This is a genomic window from Halorubrum sp. ASP1 (assembly GCF_005435135.1).
GTDB lineage: Archaea > Halobacteriota > Halobacteria > Halobacteriales > Haloferacaceae > Halorubrum > Halorubrum tropicale.
In genome coordinates this window covers 242,524-267,354 of the sequence record NZ_SGUA01000005.1, presented here as the reverse complement: position 1 = coordinate 267,354, position 24,831 = coordinate 242,524, and the positions used below count along the sequence as shown (strand labels likewise).

Sequence of the window (24,831 nt, the reverse complement as noted above, 5' to 3'; positions counted from 1 at the left end):
CTCACACCTCCAGCATGCGGTCGAGGGCGACGCGCGCGAGGTCCTTCTCCTCGGGCGCGACCTCGACGACGTTGCGCTCGCGTCCGGCGGCCAACTCTTCGAGCACCCACGCGAGGTAGTTCGGGTCGATCTGGCGCATCGCGTTACAGTCCATACACGCCTCGCCGCACAGCGGGACGACGTCCACCTCCGGGTGCCACCGCTGGAGGTGGCGGGTCAGGTGGACCTCGGTCCCGATGGCCCACGTCTCGCCGGGGTCGGCCTCGGCGACGGTCTCGCGGATCGTCGCGGTGGAGCCGACCACGTCCGCCGCCTCGACGACCTCCCGGCGGCACTCGGGGTGGACGACCACCCGCGCGTCCTCGTGGTCCGCCCGGACCCGCTCGACGTGCGACGGGCTGAACCGCTCGTGGACCTGACAGTAGCCGTCCCAGAGGATCACGTCCTTGTCGACGACCCCTGCCGCGTCGGCCGACGCGGCGTCCCAGGGGTCCCACTCGGCGATCTCGTCTTCGAGCCCGAGCCGGTGAGCGGTGTTCTCCCCGAGGTGCTTGTCGGGGAGGAACAGCACTTTGTCGCCCTCGTCGAGCGCGTACTCGAAGGCGCGGTGGGCGTTCGAGGAGGTACACACCAAGCCGCCGTGCTCGGCGCAGAACGCCTTGAGGTCGGCGTAGCTGTTCATGTAGGTGACCGGCACGACGTCCGCGTCGGTCGCGGCCGTCAGCTCCGCCCACGCCGCGTCGACCTGGAGCGCCTCCGCCATCCCCGCCATCGGGCACGACGCCTCCATGCTCGGGAGAACGACCGTCTGGTCGTCGTCGGTGATGATGTCGGCGGACTCGGCCATGAACGTGACCCCGCCGAAGACGACGTACGCCGCGTCGGCCGCCGCGGCCTCCTTGCTCAGCTGGTAGGAGTCGCCGACGAAGTCGGCGTGCTCGACGATCTCCCGCCGCTGGTAGTTGTGACCGAGGATCACCACGTCGTCGCCGAGCGCGTCCAGCGCCCCCTCGATCCGTCGCGTTCGCTCGCTCTCGTCGAGGTCGCGGTATTCAGACGGAAGCTGTTCGAGATTATCGTATTTGAAGAGACTGAGTTCGGTATCGAACTCGGCGGTTTCCATTGCTGGCATTCTGAGTCTCCGTCGCGTATTCGCTCACAGAACTGTGTCGTGAAAAGATTTTGTCTTCAATAGTTCGGTTTGGCTAGTCGTATGCTCTCCGAGTCCGTTCAGAATCGCGATCTTCGAACGATACGTACGGTCTCGCAGGCGAACTCCGGATCGTGGGTCGGTGACCCCTTTGCGGGGTCGCGGACCGAGGGCCGAAATTCGCGGACTGCGAGCCGGGCGGACCGCGAGCGGGGCGGACCGCGAGCGCGCGGTTGGCTCTCGCCCCGGACGGCCCGTCGAGCGAGCGCGCCTCGTGGTCCTCGGGCTTGGCGGCCCTCGCGGTTCCCGGTCTGAGTGCCGCCTCCCCTACGGTTATGATGTGCCATGCCGTACCACTACACGGTATGGCGCAGACAGAGGTCGAAGAGGAGCTGTACGTCGACCAGTACACGCTCGGGCTCGTCGGGCCCGACCAGGAGTGGGCCGGGACGGTCGCGGACGGCGGGACGGTGACGACGTACACGCCGCCGGGCTGTTGGGGACCGATGGTGACGCCCTCGTTCCGCGGCGGCCACGAGGTGACGCGGCCGATCCGCGTCGAGGGCGCCGAGGTCGGCGACGCCGTCGCGATCCACATCCGCGACGTGGAGGTGACGAGCATGGCCACCAGCACGGGGTCGATGGCGGAACGCGACGAGGCGTTCGGCGACGACCCGTTCGTCGACCACCGCTGCCCGGAGTGCGGGACGACGTGGCCCGAGTCCGTCGTCGAGGGCACCGGCGAGGACGCGATCCGCTGCGCGGAGTGCGGCGCCAACGCCTCCTCGTTCGGGTTCGAGTACGGCTACACCGTCGCCTTCGACCACGAGAACGCGGTCGGGATCACGCTCGACGATGAGGGCGCCCACGCGCTCGCGACCGACGCCGAGCGCGTGATGGACATCCCCGAGAACGCCCGCCAGCACCCGATCCTGCTGTACGAGCCCGACGAGATGCCAGGCACGCTCGGCCGCCTGCTACCGTTCATCGGCAACATCGGCACCACGCCGCCGGTCACCATGCCCGACTCGCACAACGCGGGCGACTTCGGGCAGAACCTCGTCGGCGCCGACCACGACTACGGCGTCGAGACCGAGGCGGACCTGGACCTGCGCACCGACGGCCACATGGACGTGCCCGAGGTCCGCGCGGGCGCGACGCTGGTCTGCCCGGTCGCCGTCGACGGCGGCGGGATCTACGTCGGCGACCTCCACGCGAACCAGGGCGACGGCGAGCTCTCCCTCCACACCACCGACGTGAGCGGGACGGTCACGATGGACGTGGAGGTGATCGAGGACGTGGACCTCGACGGGCCCGTCCTCCTGCCGAACGAGGAGGACCTCCCCTTCATCAGCAAGCCCTACAGCGACGACGAGGTCGCGGCCGGCGAGGGTCTCGGCGCGGAGCACGGCGTCGACGTGGACACCGACGCCGCCCCGATCCAGGTGATCGGCTCCGGCGCGACGGTCAACGACGCCACGCAGAACGCCTTCGACCGCGCCGGGACGCTGCTCGGCATGAGCGAGGGCGAGGTCCGCGCCCGGTGCACGTTCACCGGTGGCGTGCAGATCGGGCGGCTCCCCGGCGTCGTCCAGTTAGACATGCTCGTGCCCGCGGACGTGCTGGCGGAGTCGGGCCTCGACGACGTGACGCGCGAGCAGTACGGGCTGTAAGCCCTCACCGCCACGACGATCCGCGTCCGCTGCTCGCCCGCGACGGCCCCGCCGGGATCCGCCGCGTCGGCCCCTGCGACTCGGCCCGCTCCCGCAGGCGCTCGACCCGCTCGTCGGTCGAGGGGTGCGTCGAGAGCCAGCGCTCTGCGGTCTCGTCGGTCCGTTTCTGCGACGAGAACGGCGCGAGGGGCCACTCCGGGTCGGTCGCGCGCTCGATTCGGCGGAGCGCCCGCGCGAGCGCCGCGGGGTCGCCCGTCACCTCGGCCGCGCGGTCGTCGGCCGCGAACTCGCGCTTGCGCGACCGCGACCGGGCGACGAGCGTCGCGAGGACGAACGCGGCGAACAGGGCGCCGGCGAGCGCGCGGTGAAGCCGCGCGAACGGCCCCGACCGGTCGCCGGGTCGCCCGCGGATCCACGCCGAGGCGGCCGCGAGCCCCGACAGCGCGAGCAGCGCGGGCAGCGCGACCAGGGTGGCGACCCCGACCAGCGAGCGGCCGACCCCGTCCGCCATCGCGATCGCGAACCCGTCGTTGCCCTCTAAGTGCGCCAGCTCGTGCGCGAGGATCGCCTCGATCTCGCGGGCGGACAGTAGCCGGAACAGCGACCGGTCGATCACGAGCGCCCCGCTCCCCGACCCGCCGCCGACGGCGAACGCGTTCGGCGCGCGGGCGTCGGTGACGTACAGCGCCGGCCGCGGCAGGTCCATCCGCGCCGCGAGCGAGTCGATCCGGCGGTGGAGATCCGGCGCCCGCCTCCGCGGGACGCGGTCGCCCTCCAGATTCGCGAGGATCTGGGCGGTGCCGAGCCGGTAGCTGAGGTACGCCGACCCGAGCGCGACCGCGGCAAGCAGCGCGACGAGGACCGGGAGGTCCGGTCGGGCCGCCCAGGCCGCGCGCAGCAGGTCGGCGACGAACAGCGCCGCGGTCAGGTAGCCGACGAGGAGGGCGACGCCGACGGCGGCGGCGGCCGCGCGGAACGCGAGCCGAGGCATGTCCGAGGCTACGCGACGGCGGGGCAAACGCGTTGCGGCCGGGAGGGCCGCGACGGGATCGGTCGCTCCCCCACCCGGCCCGCCGGAAGGAAAAGCGGTAATTCCCCGGCCGCGAAACCGGCTGTCATGGACGCACGCGTACGCGAACACGCGGAGATCATCGCCGACCACTCGACCGGCATCGAGTCGGGCGACGACGTGGTCATCCAGATGCCGAAGGAGGCCGAGGACCTCGCGGTCGCGCTCCACGAGGTCTGCGGCGACCGCGGGGCGAACCCCGTCTACCTCAATTACTCGAAGCGCGCCCAGCGCGCGTTCAAGCGCGCCTCCGAGGACTTCTCCGAGCCGAGCCACCGGCGCGCGCTCTACGAGGAGGCCGACGCCTTCGTCATCGCGCGCGGCGGCGCGAACGCCACCGAGGACGCCGACGTGGACCCCGAGACGAACGCCGCGTACAACCGCGCGATGGAGGAGGTCAAGCGCACGCGGCTCTCGAAGACGTGGTGTCTCACGCAGTACCCGACCGCGAGCCACGCCCAGCTCGCCGGGATGAGCACCGAGGCGTACGAGAACTTCGTGTGGGACGCCGTCTCGCTCGACTGGGACGAACAGCGCGAGTTCCAGGCGGAGATGGTCGAGATCCTCGACGCGGCCGACGAGGTGCGCATCAGGTCCGGCGACGAGACCGACCTCACGCTCGACGTGTCGGGCAACTCCACGCTCAACGACTACGGCGAGGCGAACCTCCCCGGCGGCGAGGTGTTCACGGCGCCGACGCGCGACGGCGTCGACGGCGAGGTCCACTTCGACCTCCCGCTGTACCGCTACGGGCGCGAGATCGACGGGGTCCGGCTCCGGTTCGAGGACGGCGAGGTCGTCTCGCACTCCGCCGAGCGCAACGAGGAGCTGCTCTCCGGCATCCTCGACACCGACGAGGGATCGCGGCGCCTCGGCGAGCTCGGAATCGGCATGAACCGCCAGATCGACCGGTTCACCTACAACATGCTGTTCGACGAGAAGATGGGCGACACCGTCCACATGGCGGTCGGCTCCGCGTATCCGGAGACCGTCGGCGAGGAGAACGCGGTCAACGAGTCCGCCGAGCACGTCGACATGATCGTCGACATGAGCGAGGACTCCGTCATCGAGGTCGACGGCGAGGTCGTCCAGCGGAACGGGACGTTCGTCTTCGAGGACGGGTTCTGAGGGCCTCGCGTCCACTCACTCGCCCGCGCCTCGCGCCGCGGTCCGGCGGGCGAACGCCGCGTACGCGACGAGGAGGACGCCGAACAGCCCGACCGTGCCGATCGCCGCGATCCCCGGGTAGCCGGCGAGCGGCGCGATCTCGCCCGCGGGCGGCGCGACGAGGTCGACGACGCCGGTGCCGACCGACAGCGCGAGCACGGCGAGCCACATCGTCCCCACCGCGTACCCGAGTTCGACGAGGCGGCCGGTGCGCGCCGCGTGGGCGACGACGGCGCCGCCGCCGAGGATCGGGACCGCGGCGAGCGGACTCGTCGGGTCCGGGAGGAGGACGCTCCCGCCGAGCGCGATCGCCGTCCAGTAGACGGCGACGGCGACGACCGTGCGGAGCGAGTCGGGGACGGACACGGGGTGCGGATTCGGTCGGCGAACACAAAACGATCGGGGGCGAGGCCCCGCCGGCGCCGCGTCGGTGTTTATCACTCGTGGGCGCGTACGTCCACGCATGCCAGAAGAAGTCCTGTTCAAGTCTGAGAGCCGTCGGAGCCGCGAGGAAATCGCCGCGTACCTGCGGACGGTCGCGGACTCGCTCGACGCCGGGAACGCGATCACCCTCACGCGCGGCGCCGAGTCGACGACGCTGGAGCCGCCCGCGCGGCCCACCTTCGAAGTGAAGGCGGAGCGCGAGGGGCCGGCCGACGGGCCGGGCGAGCTGAGCGTCGAGTTCGAGTTGGAGTGGGACGAGAACGCCGGCGAGGAGGCGGCGGACGGCGAGCTGACGATCGAGTGACGGTCCGGAGGCGCCCTCCGCCTCGCTACGGTACTTCGCCCGGGACCTCGGCGAACGCGTCCCGCGCCGAGAGGTGGTCGAGCGTGTCGTCGACCTCGACGCGCACGGATTCCATCCGCTCGATGAGCTCCTCGTACTCCTCGGAGTTCGTCGTGCCGGCGGCCTCCAGCGCCGCCTTCTTCGAGGCGAGCGCGAAGAACTCCTGGCTCCGCTCGTCGAACGCGGCGCGGTGGAGGAGCACCTCGACGAGCGTGAGGAGGTCCTCCTTCGTGACCGGCTTCGTCTTGTAGTCGTCGAACGGCATCTCGACGATGTCGACGTCGGGCTCTACCGCGGTCAGCATCGCCACCCGGGCGTCGTACCCCTCGCCGCGGATCGCGTTCAGCACCTCGTGGCCCGACATGTCGGGCATCCGGCGGTCGAGGAGGACCACGTCGACCGTCTCGTCCATCGCGTCGATCGCTTCCTCGCCCCCGGTCGCGATGCGAACGTCGTACTCCGGGTCGAGGTACACCCGGTACAGCTCTGCGAGGTCCGGCTCGTCGTCGACCGCGAGGACGGTCGCGTCCGGAGTGCCGCTCATGGGCGGGCCCTCCCGGTCTCGCGGTTCGCGACCCCCGGACCGGCGCGTCCGCCCGCCGTTCGTACGTCCATACGGCCACGTTGCTCCCCTCCGCGTTAAAACGTTGACACCCGATTATCAGCGATGATTCCGGGGTTGCGGGCGGGGTCGACAGAGGGGTAACCGGAGCCGTGACGCCGGCGTCCTCTCGGCGGATCCAACGGTCTCTCCGTGACCCAAAGGCACATTTACGCCCGCATCTTAGTCGGGCTCAACGAATGTCTCACAGCCCCTCACTGCCCGACCGCCCGCGGTTGGAGCTCGACCCCGAGATGAGCGACGCGGAGCGGTTGGAGGCGATCCGCCAGCACTACCGGCGGATCGTTCAGGTGAACGAGGAACTGGAATCGCGGCTCGCCGACGCCGAGGGGCGCCGCGGCGAGCTGAAGGACGACGTCGAGCAGCTGAAGCGCGAGAACGAGGTGCTGAAGACCACCTCGCTGTACATCGCGTCCGTCGAGGAGATCACCGACGAGGGCGTCGTCATCAAACAGCACGGCAACAACCAGGAGGTGCTCACGCAGGCCGCCTCGCGGCTCGACGAGGACCTCCGCCCCGGCGACCGCGTCGCGATCAACGACTCCTTCGCCGTCCAGCAGGTGCTCGACGACGAGACCGACTCCCGGGCCCAGGCGATGGAGGTCACCGAGTCCCCCGACGTCACGTACGCCGACATCGGCGGCATCGACGACCAGATCCGGGAGGTGCGCGAGGCCGTCGAGGACCCGCTGGAGAACCCCGAGCAGTTCGAGACGGTCGGCGTCGAGCCGCCGAGCGGCGTCCTCCTCCACGGCCCGCCGGGCACCGGGAAGACGATGCTCGCGAAGGCCGTCGCCAACGAGTCCGACGCCACCTTCATCAAGATGGCCGGGTCCGAGCTCGTCCGGAAGTTCATCGGCGAGGGCGCGCGGCTCGTCCGCGACCTGTTCGAGCTGGCCGCCGAGCGCGAGCCGGCCGTCATCTTCATCGACGAGATCGACGCCGTCGCCGCCAAGCGGACGGACTCGAAGACCTCAGGCGACGCCGAGGTCCAGCGCACGATGATGCAGCTCCTCAGCGAGATGGACGGCTTCGACGACCGCGGCGAGGTCCGGATCATGGCCGCGACGAACCGCTTCGACATGCTCGACGAGGCGATCCTCCGCCCCGGTCGCTTCGACCGCCTCATCGAGGTGCCAGAGCCCGGCGCCGAGGGCCGCGAGCGCATCCTGGAGATCCACACCGACGACATGAACGTCGCCGACGGGGTCGACCTCGGCGTCGTCGCCCGCGACCTCGACGGGTACAGCGGCGCCGACATCGCGTCGCTGGCGACCGAGGCCGGGATGTTCGCCATCCGCGACGGCCGCACCGAGGTGACCCAGGAGGACTTCGAGCAGGCCCGCGACAAGCTTCAGGACGCGGACACCGAAGACGAGCGGGTCATCAACTACCAGTACTGAACCCTCGGTCCCCGTCCTCGCCGTGCGCGTTTCGGAGCGGTCAGTTCGTAACCCCTTAGCGCGCCCGCCGCCGACTCGCCCGTAATGAACACCATCCACGTCGCCGGCGGCGTCGGAATCGCCGACACGGCGATGGCCTCCTACGACGCCGCGCTCGCGGACGCGAACCTCCACAACTACAACCTCGTGGCGGTCTCCTCGGTCGTCCCCGCCGAGGCGACCGTCGAGGCGGTCGCGGCGGCGCCCGACCTCGGGCCCGCGGGGAACCGCCTCACCGTCGTCGAGGCGCGCCGGACGGTCGGGCCGGGCGACGAGGTCGACTTCCGCGAGGGCGGTCGCGCGGGCGCCGAGGGCGCCGAGTCGAAGCGCGCGCCTCGCCGTCGCCCCGACGCGGTCGCGGGGCTCGGCTGGGCGACCGGTCCGGGGCCGGGGCTCTTCTACGAGGTGACGGGCGAGGACCCCGACGACGTGCGCGAGCGGATCGAGGCGGGCCTCGACGCCGGCGGCGACCTCCGGAACTGGGAGCTCCCCGACCGGGAGACGCGCGTCGAGACGGTCGCGGCCGAGCCGGACCGGTACGCGACCGCGGTCGTCATCGCCGCGTACGGGGAGTCCGAGCCGATCCTGTAACGGGCCGCGCGGAGAGAGGCCGGGCCGCGCCGGAGCCCCGGTCGCCGTCGCCGACGCCTTTTTGACTCGGCTCCGCGTACGGGTCGTGTCTTCGAATGAACGGCAACAACCCGTACGCCGGGGCGCCGGGTGTGACGGACGCGGGCTCGCCCGCGGCCGTCGACCTCTCTCCGGACCAGGAAAAACAGCTCCGGCGCGCGGTCGCCGGAATCGTATCGCGCACGGAATCGTACCTGCCCGACAGCTACGCCGTCGGCTCCGAGCTGTCCGTCGGCGCGGACGGCCCGCAGGCGACCGTCGCGGTGAACCCCCCGGCCGGCCACCCCGTCTCGGCCGGCTTCACGCCGGACCCGGAGGACTTGGACGCCGGCATCGCCGAGTCCGACACCGACGAGGTCGCCCGCGGGCTCGCCGCCAGCGCGGCGGTCCAGGTGATGGACGCCGTCGGCGACATCACGCCCACCGCGAAGTGACGGTCCCGGCCCGGCCGTAGGCCGTTCGAGCGATCGGTCAGCCCCGTTCTCTCAGTCGTCCCCTTCCTCGTCGCGCGGGTACACCCGCAGGTCGCCCTCCCCCGGCGGCTTCAGCGTGCCCGTGACGCGGCCGTAGATGCCGAAGATGTCGTCGTACCCGTCCTCGCTCGCGAGGATCGGGACCACGCCCGGCTCCTCGACGCGGTGGGTGTACACGTCGTCCTCGGCGAACACCGCGCCCTCCGGGATCGGCTCGAAGTTCCGGAAGTGGACGTGCGGCGTCCCCCCGCCCTTCGGCACCTCCTCGCTGCCCGCGACCACGGTCGTCTCCGAGAACGTCGGCTGCTCGTCCGCGAGCGCGCCGTGGACCCGGAGGAACGCGCGACACGCCTCGTGGCCGAACTCGACGGCCTCCTCGCTGCCCTGCCGGCCCACCTCGATCGAGACGGTGTGCGGGATGGTGGAGTCGAGCGTCGTCGACCGCAGCCCGCTCGCGTCGACGGCGTGGTCGACGGGGAGGCCGGTGACGGTGCGGCGGACCGACTCCGTGAGGTCGCTGAAGATGGCGAACGGCGGCGGCGCGCTGTGCGACGTGTGGAGCGCGAGCACGGCGTCGAACCCCTCCAGTTCCGCGGCGAGCCGCGGCGCCAGCGCCCGCTCGTACTCGTCGCTGTCGGCGTCGCCCGGGAACGCCCGGTTCAGGTCCGCGTCGGTGTAGCGCGTTCCGGCCTCGATCGCCGGCTCGTTGGCGAGTATCAGCCGGACGAGCCCCGCGGACCCCTCCTCGCCGTCGGAGGAGTCGAGGGGCGCGAGCTCCGCTGCGAGCCGCTCTACGATCCGCACGCCGGCGGGCTCGTCGCCGTGGATCCCGCCGACGATCGCGACGCGGGCCGACCCCGCCGACCCGCGGTCGAACGTTTGCATACCGTCAGTACGTCGCGGTCCACCCATAAATCGTCGCGATCCGCCCCCGGCGGGATCAGCGGTCGAACCGGTCGGCGAGCGCGGCCCGGTACCGCCGCGCGACGAAGCGGTCGCGCGGGTCCACGCCGATGAGCCGGAGCGACGACGCGTACGCCACGAGTCCGACCCCGCTTCCCGCGACGACCGCCGGGGCGCCCGCCAGCGTCGCACGGACCGCGTACGTCGAGGCGACGGCGATGGCCTAAATGAATATAATTATCGTTCACAATAGATTTATCACGCTCATCCCGTCCACCTACCCCATGAACGGAGGAGGACTCGCCGGCGACGGCGGCTCGGGGGGATCGCGAGACGAGGCCGACGACGACCGACCGCGGCGGGCCGCGTCCGACGGCGGAGTGGCCGCGGGATCGGCCGGGGCGGACCGATCGGGCGTCTCGGCGGCCGCGCTCGGCCACGACCGCCCGGACGTCGAGGCGTACCGGTCGCTCGCGGCCGACTTACGCGGCGCGGTCGCGGGCGGCGTCGAGTTCGACGAGTACGCGCAGGTGCTGTACGCGACCGACGGGAGCGTCTACCAGGCCCGCCCGGCGGGCGTCGTCTACCCCCGCGGCGTCGACGACGTGCGGGCCGCGACCCGGGTCGCGGCCGACCACGGCGTCCCCGTGCTACCGCGCGGCGCGGGGTCGTCGCTCGCGGGACAGACCGTCGGGCCGGGCTGCGTCGTGCTCGACTGCTCGCGTCACATGGACGCGATCCTGTCGGTCGACCCCGGCGCCCGCCGCGCCACGGTCCAGCCCGGCGTCGTCCAGGACGACCTCGACGACCGGCTCGCAGCGGACGGCCTGAAGTTCGCGCCCGACCCCGCCTCCTCGGCGCGCGCGACCGTGGGCGGCGGCATCGGCAACAACTCCACCGGCGCCCACTCCGTGCGGTACGGGATCACCGACGCCTACACCGAGGAGCTGCGCGTGGTGCTGGCGGACGGCTCGCTCGTTCACACCCGGGAGGTCGTCCTCGACTCCCCCGAGTACGAGGCCATCGTCGCGGGCGAGGCGGCCGGCGAGCGGGAGGCCGCGCTGTACGAGACGGTCCGCGCGCTCGTCGAGGGCAACGCCGACGAGATAGCCGAGCGATACCCGACGCTCAAGCGGTCGGTCTCGGGGTACAACCTCCACAAGGTGATCTACGAGAACGACGACGGCGAGGAGGTGATCAACCTCTCGAAGCTGTTCGTCGGCGCCGAGGGGACCTTGGGCGTCGTCGTCGAGGCCACCCTCTCGCTCGTCACCCGCCCCGAGGCGACCGCGCTGGCGCTGTACTCGTTCGACACGCTCGACGCCGCCATGCGCGCGGTCCCCGAGGCGCTGGCGCTCCCGGTGAGCGCGGTCGAGCTGATGGACGACGCGGTCGTGGAGCTGGCCGCGGGATCGCCGGAGTACGCCGAGTACGCGGAGCCGATCCCGGACCGGGCCGCGGCCGCGCTCATGCTGGAGTGGGACTCCGAGCTGGTCGACGACTTCGAGGCGGCTGTCGCCGACGCGAACGACCGCTTCCGCGGCGACGGCGACCGCGACGCCTTCGACGTCATCGAGGCGTACGACGAGGGCGCGCAGGCGGACCTCTGGAACCTCCGGAAGGCCGCGATACCGCTCCTGATGAGCATGGACGGCGACGCGAAGCCGTACCCGTTCATCGAGGACGCCTCGGTGCCGCCCGCGGAGCTCGCCGACTACGTCGCCGCCTTCGAGGAGGTCCTCGACGACCACGGCACCTCGGCCGCGTACTTCGCGCACGCCGGCGTCGGGACGCTCCACATCCGCCCGATCCTCTCGCTGAAGGAGTCCGAGGGCGTCGAGACGATGCACGCCATCGCCGACGACGTCACCGACCTCGTCCTGGAGCACCACGGCGCCTTCTCCGGCGAGCACGGCGACGGGCTCGCGCGCACCGAGTTCAACCCGAGGATGTACGGCGAGGACCTCTGGGCGGCGTTCCAGGAGCTGAAGTCCGCGTTCGACCCCGAGTGGCGGATGAACCCCGGGAAGGTCGTCTACGTCGACGGCGAGACCGCGGCCGAGCGCGGCTACCCCGAGGCCGCCGCCGACACCGACATGCGCGAGAACCTCCGGTACGGGCCGACGTACCGGTCGATCGAGCCGCAGACGAACCTCGACTTCTCCGACGAGGGCGGCTTCTCGGAGCTCGTCGAGCTGTGTAACGGCTGCGGTACCTGCCGCGAGACCGACTCCGGGACGATGTGTCCCACGTACCGCGCCTCCGGCGAGGAGGTCCAGACGACTCGCGGGCGGGCGAACATGCTCCGGGCCGCGATAAGCGGCGAGCTCGACGACGAGGAGATCCACTCCGACCGGTTCCAGGCGGAGGTGTTAGACCTCTGCGTCGGCTGTAAGGGCTGTCAGAGCGACTGTCCGACCGGGGTCGACCTCGCGAAGCTGAAGGCGGAGGTGAAACACGAGCACCACGAGCGGGAGGGCGCGGGGCTGCGCGAGCGGCTCTTCCGCGACGTCGACCGGCTCTCGGCGCTCGGGAGCCGGCTGGCGCCGCTGTCGAACGCGGCGGCGAGTGTTCCGGGCGCCCGCAGGGCGATGGACGCGCTCGTCGGGATCGCTCCCGAGCGCGCGCTGCCGACCTTCCGGTCCGAGAGCTTCGAGGCGTGGTTCGCGGCCCGCGGCGGCCCCGCGGTCGCCCGCTCCGAGGCGGTCGACACCGTCGTCCTGTTCCCCGACACCTACACCGACTACAGCTACCCGGCGGCCGGGAAGGCGGCGGTGCGCGTGCTGGAGGCCGCGGACGTCCGTGTCGAGGTCCCGGACAGCCTCGCGCCCTCGGGCCGCGCCGCCTTCTCGACCGGCTTCCTCGATACGGCCCGGGAGCGCGCGGCCGAGAACGTCGCGGCGCTCGCGCCCCGCGTCCGCGAGGGGCAGTCGGTCCTCTTCGTCGAGCCCTCCGACGCGGTGATGTTCCAGGACGAGTACCTGGACCTGCTCGACGGCGCGGACGTCGAGGCGGTGTCAGCGGCCGCGGCCGGCGTCTGCGAGTACCTCGACGCGCGCCGGGTCGACGAGCGGCTCTCGTTCCACGCGCCGGCGGAGACGCTCACCTACCACGGGCACTGTAACCAGAAGGCGGCGAACACGGACCACCACGCGGTCGGCGTCCTCCGGCGCGCCGGCTACGGCGTCGACCCGCTCGACTCCTCGTGTTGCGGCATGGCCGGCTCGTTCGGCTACGAGAGCGAGCACTACGACCTCTCGCAGGCGATCGGGCGCATCCTCTTCGGGCAGGTCGCTGACAGCGACGGCGACGCGGCGACGGCGCCCGGCGCCTCCTGCCGGTCGCAGCTCGGCGACCGCGAGGGCGCCGAGACGCCGCCCCATCCGATCGAGAAGCTGGCGGCGGCGCTCGACGAGTGAGGTGACGGGGCGCGCGCCGCGTCCTCACGCCGCTCCGCGTCCCGCTCGCCGGCGCTCGCCCGCCCTCACCAGCGCTGGTGGACGTGCTCGCGGACGTGCTCGTCGTACACCTCGCTCGCGGCGTCGCGCTCGGCGTCGGAGAGCGGGGGCGCCTCGCTCGCGGCCGCGTTCGCCCGGACGTGCTCGGGCGTCGTCGACCCCGGGATCACCGTCGAGACGGCGTCGTGGTCGAGGATCCAGCGCAGCGCGAACTCGGGCAGCGGGCGGTCGTCCGGCAGGCGCTCGCCGAGCGCGTCGACCGCGTCGAGGCCCGCCTCGAAGGGGACGCCCGCGAACGTCTCGCCCACGTCGAAGGCGTCGCCCTCGCGGTTGTAGTTGCGGTGGTCGTCCTCGGGGAACTCGGCGTCGCGCGAGAGCGCGCCCGTGAGCAGCCCGGACGCGAGCGGCACCCGGCAGATGACGCCCACGTCGCGCGCGGCGGCCTCCTCCAAGAACAGCTCGGCCGGCCGCTGCCGGAAGGGATTGAAGATGATCTGGACGGTCTCGACGCCCGGGTACTCGATCGCCTTCAGCCCCTCCTCGACGCGCTCGACGCTGACGCCGTAGCTCGCGATCCGTCCCTCGTCCGCGAGCGCGTCGAGCGCGTCGAACGTCTCCGGCCGGTAGTACACGTCCGTGGGCGGGCAGTGAAGCTGGACCAGATCGAGCGTGTCCATCCCGAGGTTCTCCCGGGAGCGGTCGACGAACCGCCGGAGGTTCGCCTCCGCGTAGCCGTCCGCCTCGTGGGGGTCGAGCCGGCGGCCGGCCTTCGTCGCGACGGTCACGTCGCCCGCGGCGATGTCGTCCGCGAGCGTCTCGCCGACGATCCGCTCCGACCGGCCGTCGCCGTACACGTCGGCGGTGTCGAAGAAGTCGACCCCGGCGTCGCGGGCGGCCTCGACGGCCGCGACCGCCTCCGCCTCCGTGACCTCGCCCCAGTCGCCGCCGATCTGCCAGGCGCCGTAGCCGACCTCGCTGACCGCGCCGACATCGCCGAGTTCGCGGTGGTTCATGTCGCCCGAACGTTCCTCGGCCGGACGCAAGGGCGTTCCGGAGGCGGGTGATCGCCGTCATCGCCGGACGTCACCCGTTGTAACGTGGAACCGAAACGACTCGGGCGTGCCATGAAGCGGCTCGGACTGGCGGTGAACGCGGCCGGTCTGCCGATCAGCGCGGCCGGCACCCTCGTGCGTTACGCACACGTGACCGACAGGTACCACTCGCAGATAGCTGATATCGGCTCCGTCGCGGTCGGATACCTCGGCGCGATCCTGTTCGGGGTGTCGGTGTCGCTCTCCGGGATCGCGCTGTCGCTGTGGGAACCCCGCGACTGAGCCCCTACTCGCCCGGGAACGGGAGGTGCGCCCGCCCCTCGTCCCACTCGGCGTTCATTACCCGCCAGCGAGGGTTGTCCAGCCACAGCGAGCGCTCGTCGCGCTCCGCGAGCTCGTGGGCCGTCGCCTTGTCGTGACCTGCGGCGCGGTGTTCGATCTCCCTGAGCTCGTGGTAGAGGATGAACCGGTCGTACTTCGCCCACTTCTCGGAGACCCAGATCTCGTTGCGCGGGATTCCGAGGTCGTCGGCCGCGGGCGGATAGATGAGCTCGCCGTCGAGAACGACGCGGTAGCAGGCGTTGTACTTCGCTATCTCTTCGTGGGGAACGTGTTCGACCGTCCAGCCCCGCTCCCGGATCGCCTCGCGTGGCGACGCCATGTGCGGACGCCCCGTCGCGCGACGGTTCAACGTTCCGGCGGCGTGCGACGTGTTCTCACCCCGCGCTCACAGCACCGCGGCGAGCGCGTCCATCGCCTCCTCGACCCGATCGACCCGCGCGTTGTGGCCCATGTGTCCCACGCGGAGGACGTCCTCCGACCCCTCGCCGAGCCCCGTCGCGAGGACCACGTCGTGCTCCTCGCGCAGCCGCTCTCGGAGCGCCTCGGCCCGCCCGGGCACCTCGAAGGCGGTCACCGTCGGAGAGCTGCGCTCGGGGTCCGGCACGGGCGCTAAGCCTAGCTCCGCGCCGCGCTCCCGGCACTGCGCGGCGGCCGCCGCGTGTCGCTCGCGGACGGCGTCGAGCCCCTCGTCGAGCAGGAGTCCGAGCGCGGCGTCGAGCGCGACGACCTCGGTCGTGAGGTGCGTGTACGGGAACCCGTCGCTCACGTCGCGGAACGGGAGGAAGTTCGCGTACAGCGAGTGCGGGTCTCGGGCCTCCATCGCGGCCCAGGCGCGGTCGCTCACCGCGGCGGTCGCCAGCCCCGGCGGCGCGCTGAAACACTTCTGGGACGCGCCGAGGCACACGTCGATCCGGTCGGTCGGGACTTCGACCCCGCCGAGCGAGGAGACGGCGTCGACGACCGTCAGGGCCGCCGGGGCCGCCGCCTCGATCCGGTCGAGCGCGGCCTCGACGTCGTTGAGCGTCCCCGTCGGCGTCTCGCAGTGGACCAGCGTGACGAGGTCGACGTCGGCGTCGTCGGCCGCCAGCGCATCGTCGAGCGCGTCGAGCGGCAGCGGCTCGTCGTGCTCGGCGGCCACGAGCGTCGGGTCGCCGCCGTACGACCCGACGAAGTCGGCGAACCCCTCGCCGTAGAGCCCGTTCGACAGGCACAGGACCTCGGTGCCCGGCTCGACGAGCGACGCGACGGCCGCCTCCAGTCCGAGGATCCCCTCGCCGCCGAGGACGACCACGTCGCGCGACGCGCCGCTCCCGGCGGCGTCGGCCGCGTCGACGCCGTACACGGTCGCGAGCCGCTCCGTGAGGCGGTCGTATATCTCCCGGAACCGCGGGTCCACGTCGGGGTTGATCAGCTCGCGGGACATCGCCTCGCGCACGGGCTCTGGGACCGCGGTCGGCCCCGGCGTCATGAGCATACGCCCCGGTTCGCGCGACGAGGCATAAACGGACCGCGAAACGACGGCTGCGGCGGCCGAAGAGGCCGTCGACGCGGGTGCGGGCCCCCGACCGCCGCGCCGACACGCTCATATGTTTCTGTCGCCTGCGTTCCGGTACGATGATGCTTCCGACCCACGTGCTGGCGGGGATGCTGCTCGCGGCCCCGCTGGTGCGCGTCGCGCCGGAACTGGCGCCGGTGGGGCTGGTCGCCGGGTTCCTCGGCGGGCTCGTCCCCGACCTCGACATGTACACCGGTCACCGGCGGACCCTCCACTACCCCGTCTACTACTCGGTCCTCTCCGTCCCGGCGCTCGTCGCGGCCGCGGTCGCGCCGTCGGCGCTCACCGTCGCCGTCGCGCTCTTCCTCCTCGGCGCGGCGCTCCACAGCGTCGCCGACATGTACGGCGGCGGCTTGGAGCTCCGCCCGTGGGAGGGGAACTCCGACCGCGCCGTGTACGACCACCACCGCGAGACGTGGGTCGCCCCGCGGCGCGGCGTCCGGTACGACGGGGCCGTCGAGGACCTCGCCCTCTCGGTCGGGCTCTCGGTCCCGCTGCTCGTGCTGGTCGACCCCCCGCTCCGCGCGGTCGTGATCGGGACGCTGGCCGTCGCGGTCGTGTACACCGCGCTCCGCCGGCGGCTCGCAGAGATGGCGGCGGCCGTGATCCCGCTGCTCCCGTCGTCGCTCGACCCGTACCTCCCCGAGCGGTACCGGTGACCCCCCGGCGAACTCCGGGAACCAAGCGCTTACTTTCCCCGCCGCACACCAGTCGATAACAGTCCGCGCCGGCGACCGCCCGTCCCGGCGCGCGGAACCCACCATGCAACAGTACCTCGACCTCGTCGACGACGCGCTCTCGTCCGGCACGTACAAACCGAACCGAACCGGCGTCGACACCATCGCGACGTTCAGCGGGCAGTACACCGTCGACCTCGCGGAGGGGTTCCCGCTCCTGACCACGAAGAAGATGGACGGCTACCGGTGGAACTCGCTCATCCACGAGGTGCTGTGGTACCTCTCGGGCGAGGAGCACATCCGAAACCTCCGCGAGGAGACGAAGATCTGGGACGCGTGGGCCGACGAGGAGGGGACGCTCGACACCGCCTACGGTCGGTTCTGGCGCCGCTATCCGGTCCCGAAGGACGACGCCGCGCTCCCGGGCGAGACGTGGCCGGACGACGCGCACCGCTGGGTCACCGTCGAGGAGGACGCCGACGGGACGACCCGACGGACCTTCGACCAGATCCAGTACGTCCTCGACACGCTGGAGGAGAACCCCCACTCGCGCCGGATGGTCGTGAACGCGTGGCACCCGGCGAACGCCGCCGTCTCGACGCTGCCGCCGTGTCACTACACCTTCGTGGTGAACGTCCAGGACGGCCGGCTCAACCTCCATCTCACGCAGCGCTCGGGCGACATCGCGCTCGGCGTCCCGTTCAACATCGCCGCGTACGCGCTGCTCGCGAACGCGCTCGCCCAGCGGACCGGCTTCGAGGTCGGGGAGTTCGGGCACACCGTCGTCGACGCGCACGTCTACTGCGGCCGCGGCGACCGCGGGAAGTGGTACGCGAACAACCTCAGGTACGTCCAAGAGCGGATCGCGAACGTCGAGAGCAAGGAGGCGTACCTCGACGTGAAAAGCTGGGTCGAGCGGACCGCGCCGGACGAGCCCAACGGCCAGGAGGGGTACGACCACGTCCCGGGCCTCCTCGAACAGCTCTCGCGGACGCCGCGCGACCGACCGCGGATCGAGATCGCGGACAAGCCCCTCGACGAGCTCACCTACGAGGACGTCTCGGTGGTCGACTACGACTCCGCGGACGGCATCTCGTTCGCGGTCGCGGAGTGATGGGGGACGCCGACGCGCCCGGGTCGGAGCGCGACGCCGACGCGCCCGAATCGGAGAGCGACGCCGATCCGGACGTGGTACTCGTCGCCGCCGTCGCGGACAACGGCGTGATCGGCGACGGCGGCGGGATGCCGTGGCACTACCCCGCCGACCTCGCGCACTTCAAGCGGCTCACGACCGGGCACCCGGTGATCGTCGGCCGGAAGACGTACGAGCGCATCGCCGAGCGGATCGGCGGGCCGCTCCTCGACCGGACGAACGTCGTGCTGACGACGCGGTCGATCGGCGACGCCGACCTCGCCGACGGCGCGGTCGTCGCGCACGACGTCGAGTCCGCGCTCTCGCGAGCGACCGCCGACGCCGCCGAGCGCGGGGTCGACGCCGTCTACGTCATCGGGGGCGCGACCGTCTACGCGGCCTACCTCGACCGCGCCGACCGGATGGTCATCACGGAGATCCCGGAGCGACCGGCGGGCGACACCCGCTTCCCGGAGTGGGACGCCGACGCGTGGGCCGAGCGCGACCGCGAGACCGACGGCGACCTCGCGTTCGTCACCTACGAGCGGTGCGACGCGGAGTGACGGGCGCCGGGACGTGGCTTTTCGATCGCCCTCGGACCGCCGCTCACTCTAAGAACCGCGACTCGGCGTCGCCCGGGGGCATCATACACCGGTCCTTCTTCCCGAACCAGCGGTACCGGTTGTCGGCGACGAAGTCGTACGCGCGGTCCCGGACCGCTCGCGGTACGAACCGGAACGGGGAAAGCAGCCGGTAGGCCCCGCCGAGCCCCGTCGCGATCCGGATGATCGCCGCCGACTTCACGTAGCTCTCGCCGTCCTCGATCAGGACGACCGAGTCCAGCTCGTCGGTCGCGAGGTCGTGTTCCGCCAGCAGCGACCGTCCCACGTCGGACTGGAGCGAGGCGAACCGGTACTTCCCCTCCGGGTCGCGGGGGAGGACGAACTGTACGAACCCGCTACAGAGGTTACAGACGCCGTCGAAGAGCACGACGGCGGCGTCGTCCGGGATGTCCTCGTCCATTGCCTGACGGACGTACGCGGCCGTCGCAGTTCAGGATTCCGGTGGAGGCGGCGCGAGGCGACGACGGTGCCGTCGCACGGAAAACTTATACGCGTTCCTCGTCGTCACCAACAAGTTGGAACGCAAGACTATGGCTGGAACCCCCTCCGACTCGACCGCCCGGTCGCGGCTCTCGGCGGCCGTCCGACGCCTTGGAGACGCCGTCGCCGCGCGCGTCTCGGTCGACCGCCGCGCGCTGGCCGCGTTCCGGATCGGGCTCGGAACCCTGTTGATCGTCGACCTGCTCCTCCGCTCGCGCTCGTTCACCGCCTTCTACACCGACGCCGGCGTCTTGCCGCTCCGAGCGTTCGCCTCCGACTACGCGACGAACAACTCGCTCCACGCGCTCTCCGGCGAGCCGTGGGCCGTCGCCCTGCTGTTCGCGCTCGCGAGCGCCCTCGCCCTCTCGCTGGCCGTCGGGTACCGGACGCGGCTCGCGACGATCGCCTCGTGGCTGCTGCTGGTCTCGCTCCACGCCCGCAACCCGATGGTGTTGAACTCGGGCGACACCCTGCTCCGCATGCTGCTGTTCTGGAGCGTCTTCCTTCCGCTCGGCGCGCGCTGGTCGGTCGACGCCGTCAGGCGCGCCGACCGCGAGGGCGGCGGCGACGGCGATTCGCCGTCACCGAGTTCGGGCGGGACCGCCGTTGCGAGCGTCGCCACGATGGCGGTGCTGCTACAGATCCTCGTGATGTACCTGACGAACGCCGTCCACAAGTTCGCGAGCGAGCCCTGGATGAGCGGAGAGGCGGTCGCGTACGTCATGCAGGCCGACCAGTTCACCTACCTGCTCGGCGCGTACCTCGCCGATTTCACCGGCCTCCTGCGCGTGTTCACGGTCCTGTGGGTCGCGCTGCTGTTCGCGTCGCCGCTGTTGCTCCTGTTGACCGGGCTCCCGCGCGCCGGCCTCGCCTCGCTGTTCGTCGGCATGCACCTCGGGATGGCGGTCACGATACGGGTCGGCCTCTTCCCGATAATCGTCGTCGTCGGCTTCATCCCGTTCCTCCAGACGCCCGTCTGGGACGCCCTCAAACGGGTAGCCGACCGCCTGAACCTGTCGGCGCCGCTCGCGCGCTGGAAGGCCCGCTCCGAGTCCCTCGCGCGGACCGCGCTCTCCGCCGGCCCGTCGCTCCCCCGCCCGGCCGCGTCTGAACGCCTCGATTCCGTCCGCGGCAGCGACCTCGGCGCGGGCCTCGCCCGCGGGCGCGTCCTCTTCACGACGGTCCTGCCGTACGTCTTCCTCGTGTTGATCCTCTTATCGAGCGCGGCGTCGGTCGGCTACGCCGAGGTGCCGGAGCCCGCCGACGAGGCCCTAGACGCCGCCGAGATGGACCAGTCGTGGCAGATGTTCGCCCCCGACCCGATACACACGACGCGCTGGTACGTCGCGGCGGGCACGCTCGAGGACGGGAGCGAGCGGGACGTGTTCCGCGACGCCCCGGTCACCTTCGACAGACCGGCGCGCGCCGAGACCACCTATCCGACCTCGCGCTGGCGGAAGTACCTGAAGAACGTCTACGGCGCCGACAACGAGAACCACCGCTCGTACCTCGCGAACTACCTCTGCGGGGAGTGGAACCGCACCCACGAGACGGCCGTGGAGAACGTGACTATCTACCAGTCGTACGAGCGAACCAACCCCTACAACGGGACGGTGGAGGCCGCGAACCGGTTCGAGCTGATCGAGTACGACTGCTCGGGCCCGTTCGTTCAGCGCGACTGAGCCGCGCCGACGGCGGTGTTCGGCCCCGCGTCCGGCCTGTCCCTGCCCCGCACGAGCGTCAGGAGCCGTCGCTCGCGGCGTCCACGGGCTCGACCTCGATGAGACGCGCTATCTCCTCGGGGAGGCTCTGGTCGTCCGTCGGCGTCTCGACGGTCACCATCCCGAACGGCGCCACGTCGACGACGGCGAGCTCGACCCCCGGGCGGACGCCGGCGTCGGAGAGGTAGCGCAGCTCGGCGTCGCCCTGGTGGCGGATCCGGCGGACGACGACGCGGTCGCCCTCGGCGGCGTCGACCAGTCGGACGGTGTCGTCCGCCGTCGGCAGCGAGAGGTCGGCGTCGGGGATGGGGTCGCCGTGCGGGTCGACCGGCGGGTTGCCGAGCGCCTCGGCGATGCGGTCGCTCAGCTTCTCGGAGACGTGGTGTTCGAGCCTGTCGGCCTCGTCGTGGACGTCGACCCAGCTGTAGTCGAGCTGCTCGGTCAGGAACGCCTCCAAGAGCCGGTGGTGCCGGAGGATCTCTAACGCGACGACCTCGCCCTCCTCGGTGAGCGTCACGCCCTTGTACTCCTCGCGGTCGACGAGCCCCCGCTCTTCGAGCTTCTTCACCATCGAGGAGACGGTCGGCGCGGTGACCTCGAGGTAGTCGGCGAGGGCCGAGGTCGACACCCGCTCGCCTGTGTCGCGCTCGATGGCGTAGATCGATTTGATGTAGTCCTCCATCACCGCGCTGATGACGTCCGACGACGCCCTCGGTCCGGGCCCGTCGTCGGCGTCGGTCTCGGGGCTTCCGCCCGCTCCGTTCCCGTCGCCCGCGTCGACGCCGTTTTCGTCGCCCGCCACGGTCAGTCACCCCCCGCTCCGGCGTCCGGGGCCGCGTCGTCGGTCTCGATGCTCTCCATCTCGGGGACTTCCCGCCCGCCGCGGGCGGACTGGACCTTCCCGACGGCGACCGCGCAGACGTAGATGCCCACGGCGACGAGCACGATCACCCCGCCGGCGGTGACGCCGCCGTAGTAGGCGACGCCGATGCCGAGGAGGACCGCGAGCTCCGCTAAGACGACCGAGACGACGAGCGACTCGGTGAAGCTGCGGGACACCTGCGTCGCGCCCGCGACGGGCACGACGAGCATCGCCGCCACGAGGATGACGCCCATGATCTGCATCGCGCCGACGACGACCATCGCCGTCAGCATCACCATCACGCGGTTGTACCAGTTGACGGAGATGCCGGAGACGGCGGCCGCGGTCTCGTCGAAGGTCACGTACAGGAGCTGGTTGCGGGTCACCGCGACCGTGCCGACGATGACGACGAACAGGACGAGCAGGATCCCGGCGCTCTGGGGTGACACCGTCGAGAGGCTCCCGAAGAGGAACTGGTTCACGCCGACCGCGAGCCCGCCGGCGTTGAGGCTGATGAGCGTCGTCCCCAGCGCGAACCCCGTCGAGAGGACGATCGCCATCGAGACGTCGTTGTACGCGTCCGTCGTCTCGGAGATGAGCTCGATGAACAGCGCGGCGATCATCGCCACGACGACCGCGGTGAGGTACGGCGACACCCCGAGGTCGATGACGGCGTTGAGGAAGAGGCCGACCGCGACCCCGGCGAACGCCGTGTGCGCCAGTGCGTCCCCGATCAGCGCGAGCTGGCGGTGGACGAGGAAGGTGCCGATGAGCGGCGCCATCACGCCCACGCAGAGCCCGACGAGCACCGCCCGGTGCATGTACCGGTAGCGCGGGTTCAGCATCTCCAGGCCGGAGAGGTAGTACGCCCAGTCCATCAGCCAGTACCACTGGGCCAACACCCAGCGGAGGGCGGCGAAGAGGGCCTCCCCGACGCCGGCGAGGCCGCCCTGTAACGCGAGCGCCGCCGGCTGCGAGCCCGCGGCGAGGGGCAGCGACTGGTCGGCCGCGGCGAGGAGCCACGCGGCGAGCGCGGCGGTCAGCGGGTCGCTCATTCGGCACCCCCGGCGAGGAAGCGCGCCTCGGTCCCGAACGCCCGCGCCAGGGCGTCGCTCTCGACGAACTCCTCGGTCGGGCCGTCGAAGTAGACCTCGCGGTTGAGACAGACGACGCGGTCGGCGTGCTCGACGACCGCGCCGAGGTCGTGCTCGATGAGGACCACGGTGATCCCCGCGTCGTTGAGCGCGTCGAGCAGGTCGTAGAACGCGTCGACGGACTCGGCGTCGACGCCGACGGTCGGCTCGTCTAACACGAGCAGGTCGGCCTCGCCCGCCAGCGCCCGGGCGATGAACACCCGCTGGCGCTGGCCGCCGGAGAGCCGCCCGACGCGCCGGTCGGCGAACGCGCCCATCCCGACGGTCGCGAGCGCGTCGTCGACGACCGCCCAGTCGGCGGCCGTGAGCCGGCCCGAGACGACGTTCGCGGCCCACCGCGCCGTGCGGACGGGGTCGTCGGACAGCCCGTCGGCGAGCGCGCCGTCGGCCAGCCGGTCGAGCCCGAGGTACGGGAACCGGCCCATCTTCACCACCTCGCGGACGGTGATCGGCATGTCCCGGGCGGCGCTGGCCTGCTGGGCGACGTAGCCGATCCGCTCGCCGTCGTCGAACCCCGCCGCGTCCTCGCCGAACAGCCGGGCCGTCCCCGCGTCGGGCCCGAGCAGCCCGAGCATGAGCCGCATCAGCGTCGACTTGCCGGAGCCGTTCGGCCCCACGACGGCGACGTACTCGCCGGAATCGACCGTCAGCGACACGTCCTCGACGACCGGCGTCGCCGTGTAGCCGAACGTCACGCCGGCGAGGTCGATCACCGGCTCCGCCGCGCCGGCGGCGCCGGCCTCGGCCGAGCGGTCGGCGCGCTCGACGACCGCCCCCCGGTCAGCGTCGTCCGCGCTCATACCGGCTCGAAGTTCCGCCACTGTTCGACCCACCCGTCCGTCGGCGCCGCGGCCTCGGGCGTCTCGTTCCTTAAGACGATCTCGAACGTCGGCATGTTGATGTTGTACGCGATCTCCTCGTACCCCCAGTCCTCCGCGAGCCACTCCTCGCGGATCCCGGCGTACGGCGTGACCGGGAAGTACGCCTCGACGGCGGTCTCGCGGACGAGCTGCTGGGCCGGGCGCTGCGACTCGAAGACGCCGTTCGCGATGTACCGGATGTCGTTCTCGCGGATCACTCGCGTCGCCTCGCGGATGTCCGCGGGCTTGACGTCGCCGCTCGCCGCGAGGCTCGTGACGAGCGGGCGCATCCGGACGCCGTACCGCACGCCGATGTACTGGAAGGCGTTGTGCGCGGCCAACTGGACCACGTCGCGGTCCGACCGCTCGAACATCGCCTCGTAGTCGGCGTCGATGCGGTCGAGCACCTCGCTTTTGTACCGGGCCGCGTTCTCGCGGATCGTCTCGGCGTGGTCCGGGACGAGGTCCACGAACGCCTCGGCGATGTTGTCGACCGACCGCTTCGCGCGGAGCGGGTCCAACCAGAAGTGCGGGTCCTTCCCGCGCTGGGCGCCGACGCCCTCCTCGTCGCGGTCGAGCGACGCCGCGAGGTCCACCAGGTCGATGCCCTCGCGGGCGTTTATCAGCGCGGTGTCCGTCCCGTCGGCCTCGACCGTCCGGATGGCGCGGTCCGCCCACGGCTGGAAGTCCTCGCCGACGTGGACGAACGCGTCCGCCTCGACGATCCGCCGCGTGATGCTCGCGTTCGGCTCCCAGCCGTGGCCGTGGAGCCCCGTCGGAACGAGGTTCTCGACGGTCAGCGGGGTCCCCTCGGCGACCTTTCGCCCGAAGTCGTAGAAGCTGAAGAAGGAGGCGACGGCGACCGGCCCGCCGTCGTCGCGCTCGGCGCGTCCCGACCCGACCGGCGCGCTCGGGAGCGCCGTACACCCGGCCGCCCCGGCCAGGGCCGTCGCGCCGCCGATGCGAAGCGCGTCGCGCCGCGTCACCGACCGTCCGTCG

The 24,831-nt window shown here is 71.7% G+C and carries 25 protein-coding genes; 12 read left to right on the top strand and 13 right to left on the bottom strand.

Annotated features, from left to right (window positions below; all coding sequences use genetic code 11):
- Nucleotide 1: 1 nt before the first annotated feature.
- On the bottom strand, nucleotides 2–1,132 hold the full coding sequence (gene nadA / locus EXE48_RS10045) for a quinolinate synthase NadA (RefSeq protein WP_053770941.1): 1,131 nt from the start codon (nucleotides 1,130–1,132) through the stop codon (nucleotides 2–4).
- Between the two features lie 383 nt (nucleotides 1,133–1,515).
- Between nadA and EXE48_RS10040 the strand changes: the two genes are divergently transcribed.
- A complete protein-coding gene (locus tag EXE48_RS10040) occupies nucleotides 1,516–2,823 on the top strand; it encodes an acetamidase/formamidase family protein (RefSeq protein ID WP_137704522.1) in 1,308 nt (435 codons plus the stop codon).
- Nucleotides 2,824–2,827: 4 nt separating this feature from the next.
- Here EXE48_RS10040 and EXE48_RS10035 read toward each other — a convergent pair whose 3' ends face one another.
- On the bottom strand, nucleotides 2,828–3,814 hold the full coding sequence (locus EXE48_RS10035; RefSeq protein WP_053770943.1) for a M48 family metallopeptidase: 987 nt from the start codon (nucleotides 3,812–3,814) through the stop codon (nucleotides 2,828–2,830).
- A gap of 126 nt (nucleotides 3,815–3,940) precedes the next feature.
- Here EXE48_RS10035 and EXE48_RS10030 point away from each other — a divergent pair, with 126 nt between their 5' ends.
- Nucleotides 3,941–5,020, top strand: coding sequence for an aminopeptidase (locus EXE48_RS10030; RefSeq protein ID WP_053770944.1), 1,080 nt, complete (start codon nucleotides 3,941–3,943; stop codon nucleotides 5,018–5,020).
- Nucleotides 5,021–5,035: 15 nt separating this feature from the next.
- Here EXE48_RS10030 and EXE48_RS10025 read toward each other — a convergent pair whose 3' ends face one another.
- Nucleotides 5,036–5,425: a hypothetical protein gene (locus tag EXE48_RS10025; RefSeq protein ID WP_053770945.1), complete on the bottom strand. Its 390-nt coding sequence runs from the start codon at nucleotides 5,423–5,425 to the stop codon at nucleotides 5,036–5,038.
- Nucleotides 5,426–5,522: 97 nt separating this feature from the next.
- Here EXE48_RS10025 and EXE48_RS10020 point away from each other — a divergent pair, with 97 nt between their 5' ends.
- A complete protein-coding gene (locus EXE48_RS10020) occupies nucleotides 5,523–5,807 on the top strand; it encodes an amphi-Trp domain-containing protein (RefSeq protein WP_053770946.1) in 285 nt (94 codons plus the stop codon).
- A gap of 25 nt (nucleotides 5,808–5,832) precedes the next feature.
- On the opposite strand, the gene EXE48_RS10015 is transcribed toward EXE48_RS10020, so the two are convergent.
- Entirely contained in the window at nucleotides 5,833–6,390 is a 558-nt protein-coding gene (locus tag EXE48_RS10015) for a response regulator (protein ID WP_053770947.1), read from the bottom strand.
- Between the two features lie 257 nt (nucleotides 6,391–6,647).
- Here EXE48_RS10015 and pan2 point away from each other — a divergent pair, with 257 nt between their 5' ends.
- The 3 genes from pan2 (at nucleotide 6,648) to EXE48_RS10000 (ending at nucleotide 8,974) form a co-directional block, all read left to right on the top strand.
- The gene (pan2, locus tag EXE48_RS10010) at nucleotides 6,648–7,871 is read left to right on the top strand and encodes a proteasome-activating nucleotidase Pan2 (RefSeq protein ID WP_053770948.1); all 1,224 of its coding nucleotides are present in this window, start codon (nucleotides 6,648–6,650) and stop codon (nucleotides 7,869–7,871) included.
- Between the two features lie 84 nt (nucleotides 7,872–7,955).
- On the top strand, nucleotides 7,956–8,501 hold the full coding sequence (locus EXE48_RS10005; RefSeq protein ID WP_137704521.1) for a pyruvoyl-dependent arginine decarboxylase: 546 nt from the start codon (nucleotides 7,956–7,958) through the stop codon (nucleotides 8,499–8,501).
- Nucleotides 8,502–8,596: 95 nt separating this feature from the next.
- Complete coding sequence (locus tag EXE48_RS10000; protein WP_053770950.1) at nucleotides 8,597–8,974, top strand: DUF5811 family protein; 378 nt, start codon at nucleotides 8,597–8,599, stop codon at nucleotides 8,972–8,974.
- Nucleotides 8,975–9,025: 51 nt separating this feature from the next.
- Here the strand turns inward: EXE48_RS10000 and EXE48_RS09995 are convergent, their stop codons facing one another.
- Nucleotides 9,026–9,898 (bottom strand): M14 family metallopeptidase, encoded by an 873-nt coding sequence (locus EXE48_RS09995; RefSeq protein ID WP_137711328.1) that lies wholly within the window; start codon nucleotides 9,896–9,898, stop codon nucleotides 9,026–9,028.
- Between the two features lie 302 nt (nucleotides 9,899–10,200).
- Between EXE48_RS09995 and EXE48_RS09985 the strand changes: the two genes are divergently transcribed.
- Nucleotides 10,201–13,335, top strand: coding sequence for an FAD-binding and (Fe-S)-binding domain-containing protein (locus EXE48_RS09985; RefSeq protein WP_137711327.1), 3,135 nt, complete (start codon nucleotides 10,201–10,203; stop codon nucleotides 13,333–13,335).
- 65 nt (nucleotides 13,336–13,400) lie between these two features.
- On the opposite strand, the gene EXE48_RS09980 is transcribed toward EXE48_RS09985, so the two are convergent.
- The gene (locus tag EXE48_RS09980; protein WP_137711326.1) at nucleotides 13,401–14,387 is read right to left on the bottom strand and encodes an aldo/keto reductase; all 987 of its coding nucleotides are present in this window, start codon (nucleotides 14,385–14,387) and stop codon (nucleotides 13,401–13,403) included.
- Between the two features lie 111 nt (nucleotides 14,388–14,498).
- On the opposite strand from EXE48_RS09980, the gene EXE48_RS09975 reads away from it, so the two are divergent.
- Entirely contained in the window at nucleotides 14,499–14,708 is a 210-nt protein-coding gene (locus EXE48_RS09975; protein ID WP_137704517.1) for a hypothetical protein, read from the top strand.
- Nucleotides 14,709–14,712: 4 nt separating this feature from the next.
- On the opposite strand, the gene EXE48_RS09970 is transcribed toward EXE48_RS09975, so the two are convergent.
- The gene (locus tag EXE48_RS09970) at nucleotides 14,713–15,087 is read right to left on the bottom strand and encodes a hypothetical protein (protein ID WP_053770954.1); all 375 of its coding nucleotides are present in this window, start codon (nucleotides 15,085–15,087) and stop codon (nucleotides 14,713–14,715) included.
- A gap of 66 nt (nucleotides 15,088–15,153) precedes the next feature.
- Entirely contained in the window at nucleotides 15,154–16,242 is a 1,089-nt protein-coding gene (locus tag EXE48_RS09965) for a pyridoxal-phosphate-dependent aminotransferase family protein (RefSeq protein WP_137711325.1), read from the bottom strand.
- Between the two features lie 143 nt (nucleotides 16,243–16,385).
- Between EXE48_RS09965 and EXE48_RS09960 the strand changes: the two genes are divergently transcribed.
- The 3 genes from EXE48_RS09960 to EXE48_RS09950 all read left to right on the top strand — a co-directional run bounded on the left by EXE48_RS09960 (nucleotide 16,386) and on the right by EXE48_RS09950 (nucleotide 18,695).
- A complete protein-coding gene (locus EXE48_RS09960) occupies nucleotides 16,386–16,982 on the top strand; it encodes a metal-dependent hydrolase (RefSeq protein WP_199236373.1) in 597 nt (198 codons plus the stop codon).
- Nucleotides 16,983–17,085: 103 nt separating this feature from the next.
- Nucleotides 17,086–18,114 (top strand): thymidylate synthase, encoded by a 1,029-nt coding sequence (thyA, locus tag EXE48_RS09955; protein WP_137704514.1) that lies wholly within the window; start codon nucleotides 17,086–17,088, stop codon nucleotides 18,112–18,114.
- Entirely contained in the window at nucleotides 18,114–18,695 is a 582-nt protein-coding gene (locus EXE48_RS09950; RefSeq protein WP_137711324.1) for a dihydrofolate reductase, read from the top strand. The genes thyA and EXE48_RS09950 overlap by 1 nt, the downstream gene beginning before the upstream one ends.
- A 43-nt stretch (nucleotides 18,696–18,738) precedes the next feature.
- Here EXE48_RS09950 and EXE48_RS09945 read toward each other — a convergent pair whose 3' ends face one another.
- Entirely contained in the window at nucleotides 18,739–19,155 is a 417-nt protein-coding gene (locus tag EXE48_RS09945) for a thiol-disulfide oxidoreductase DCC family protein (protein ID WP_053771002.1), read from the bottom strand.
- A gap of 130 nt (nucleotides 19,156–19,285) precedes the next feature.
- Between EXE48_RS09945 and EXE48_RS09940 the strand changes: the two genes are divergently transcribed.
- Nucleotides 19,286–20,917: an HTTM domain-containing protein gene (locus tag EXE48_RS09940; RefSeq protein ID WP_137711347.1), complete on the top strand. Its 1,632-nt coding sequence runs from the start codon at nucleotides 19,286–19,288 to the stop codon at nucleotides 20,915–20,917.
- A 58-nt stretch (nucleotides 20,918–20,975) separates the two neighbouring features.
- On the opposite strand, the gene EXE48_RS09935 is transcribed toward EXE48_RS09940, so the two are convergent.
- The 4 genes from EXE48_RS09935 to EXE48_RS09920 form a co-directional block, all read right to left on the bottom strand.
- Nucleotides 20,976–21,638, bottom strand: coding sequence for a metal-dependent transcriptional regulator (locus tag EXE48_RS09935; protein ID WP_053771483.1), 663 nt, complete (start codon nucleotides 21,636–21,638; stop codon nucleotides 20,976–20,978).
- Between the two features lie 122 nt (nucleotides 21,639–21,760).
- Nucleotides 21,761–22,873, bottom strand: a complete 1,113-nt coding sequence (locus tag EXE48_RS09930) for a metal ABC transporter permease (protein WP_053771004.1) — start codon at nucleotides 22,871–22,873, stop codon at nucleotides 21,761–21,763.
- Entirely contained in the window at nucleotides 22,870–23,772 is a 903-nt protein-coding gene (locus EXE48_RS09925) for a metal ABC transporter ATP-binding protein (RefSeq protein WP_121599753.1), read from the bottom strand. The genes EXE48_RS09930 and EXE48_RS09925 overlap by 4 nt, the downstream gene beginning before the upstream one ends.
- Nucleotides 23,769–24,818 (bottom strand): metal ABC transporter substrate-binding protein, encoded by a 1,050-nt coding sequence (locus tag EXE48_RS09920; protein ID WP_137711346.1) that lies wholly within the window; start codon nucleotides 24,816–24,818, stop codon nucleotides 23,769–23,771. Before EXE48_RS09920 ends, EXE48_RS09925 begins: the two co-directional genes overlap by 4 nt.
- Nucleotides 24,819–24,831 lie beyond the last annotated feature (13 nt).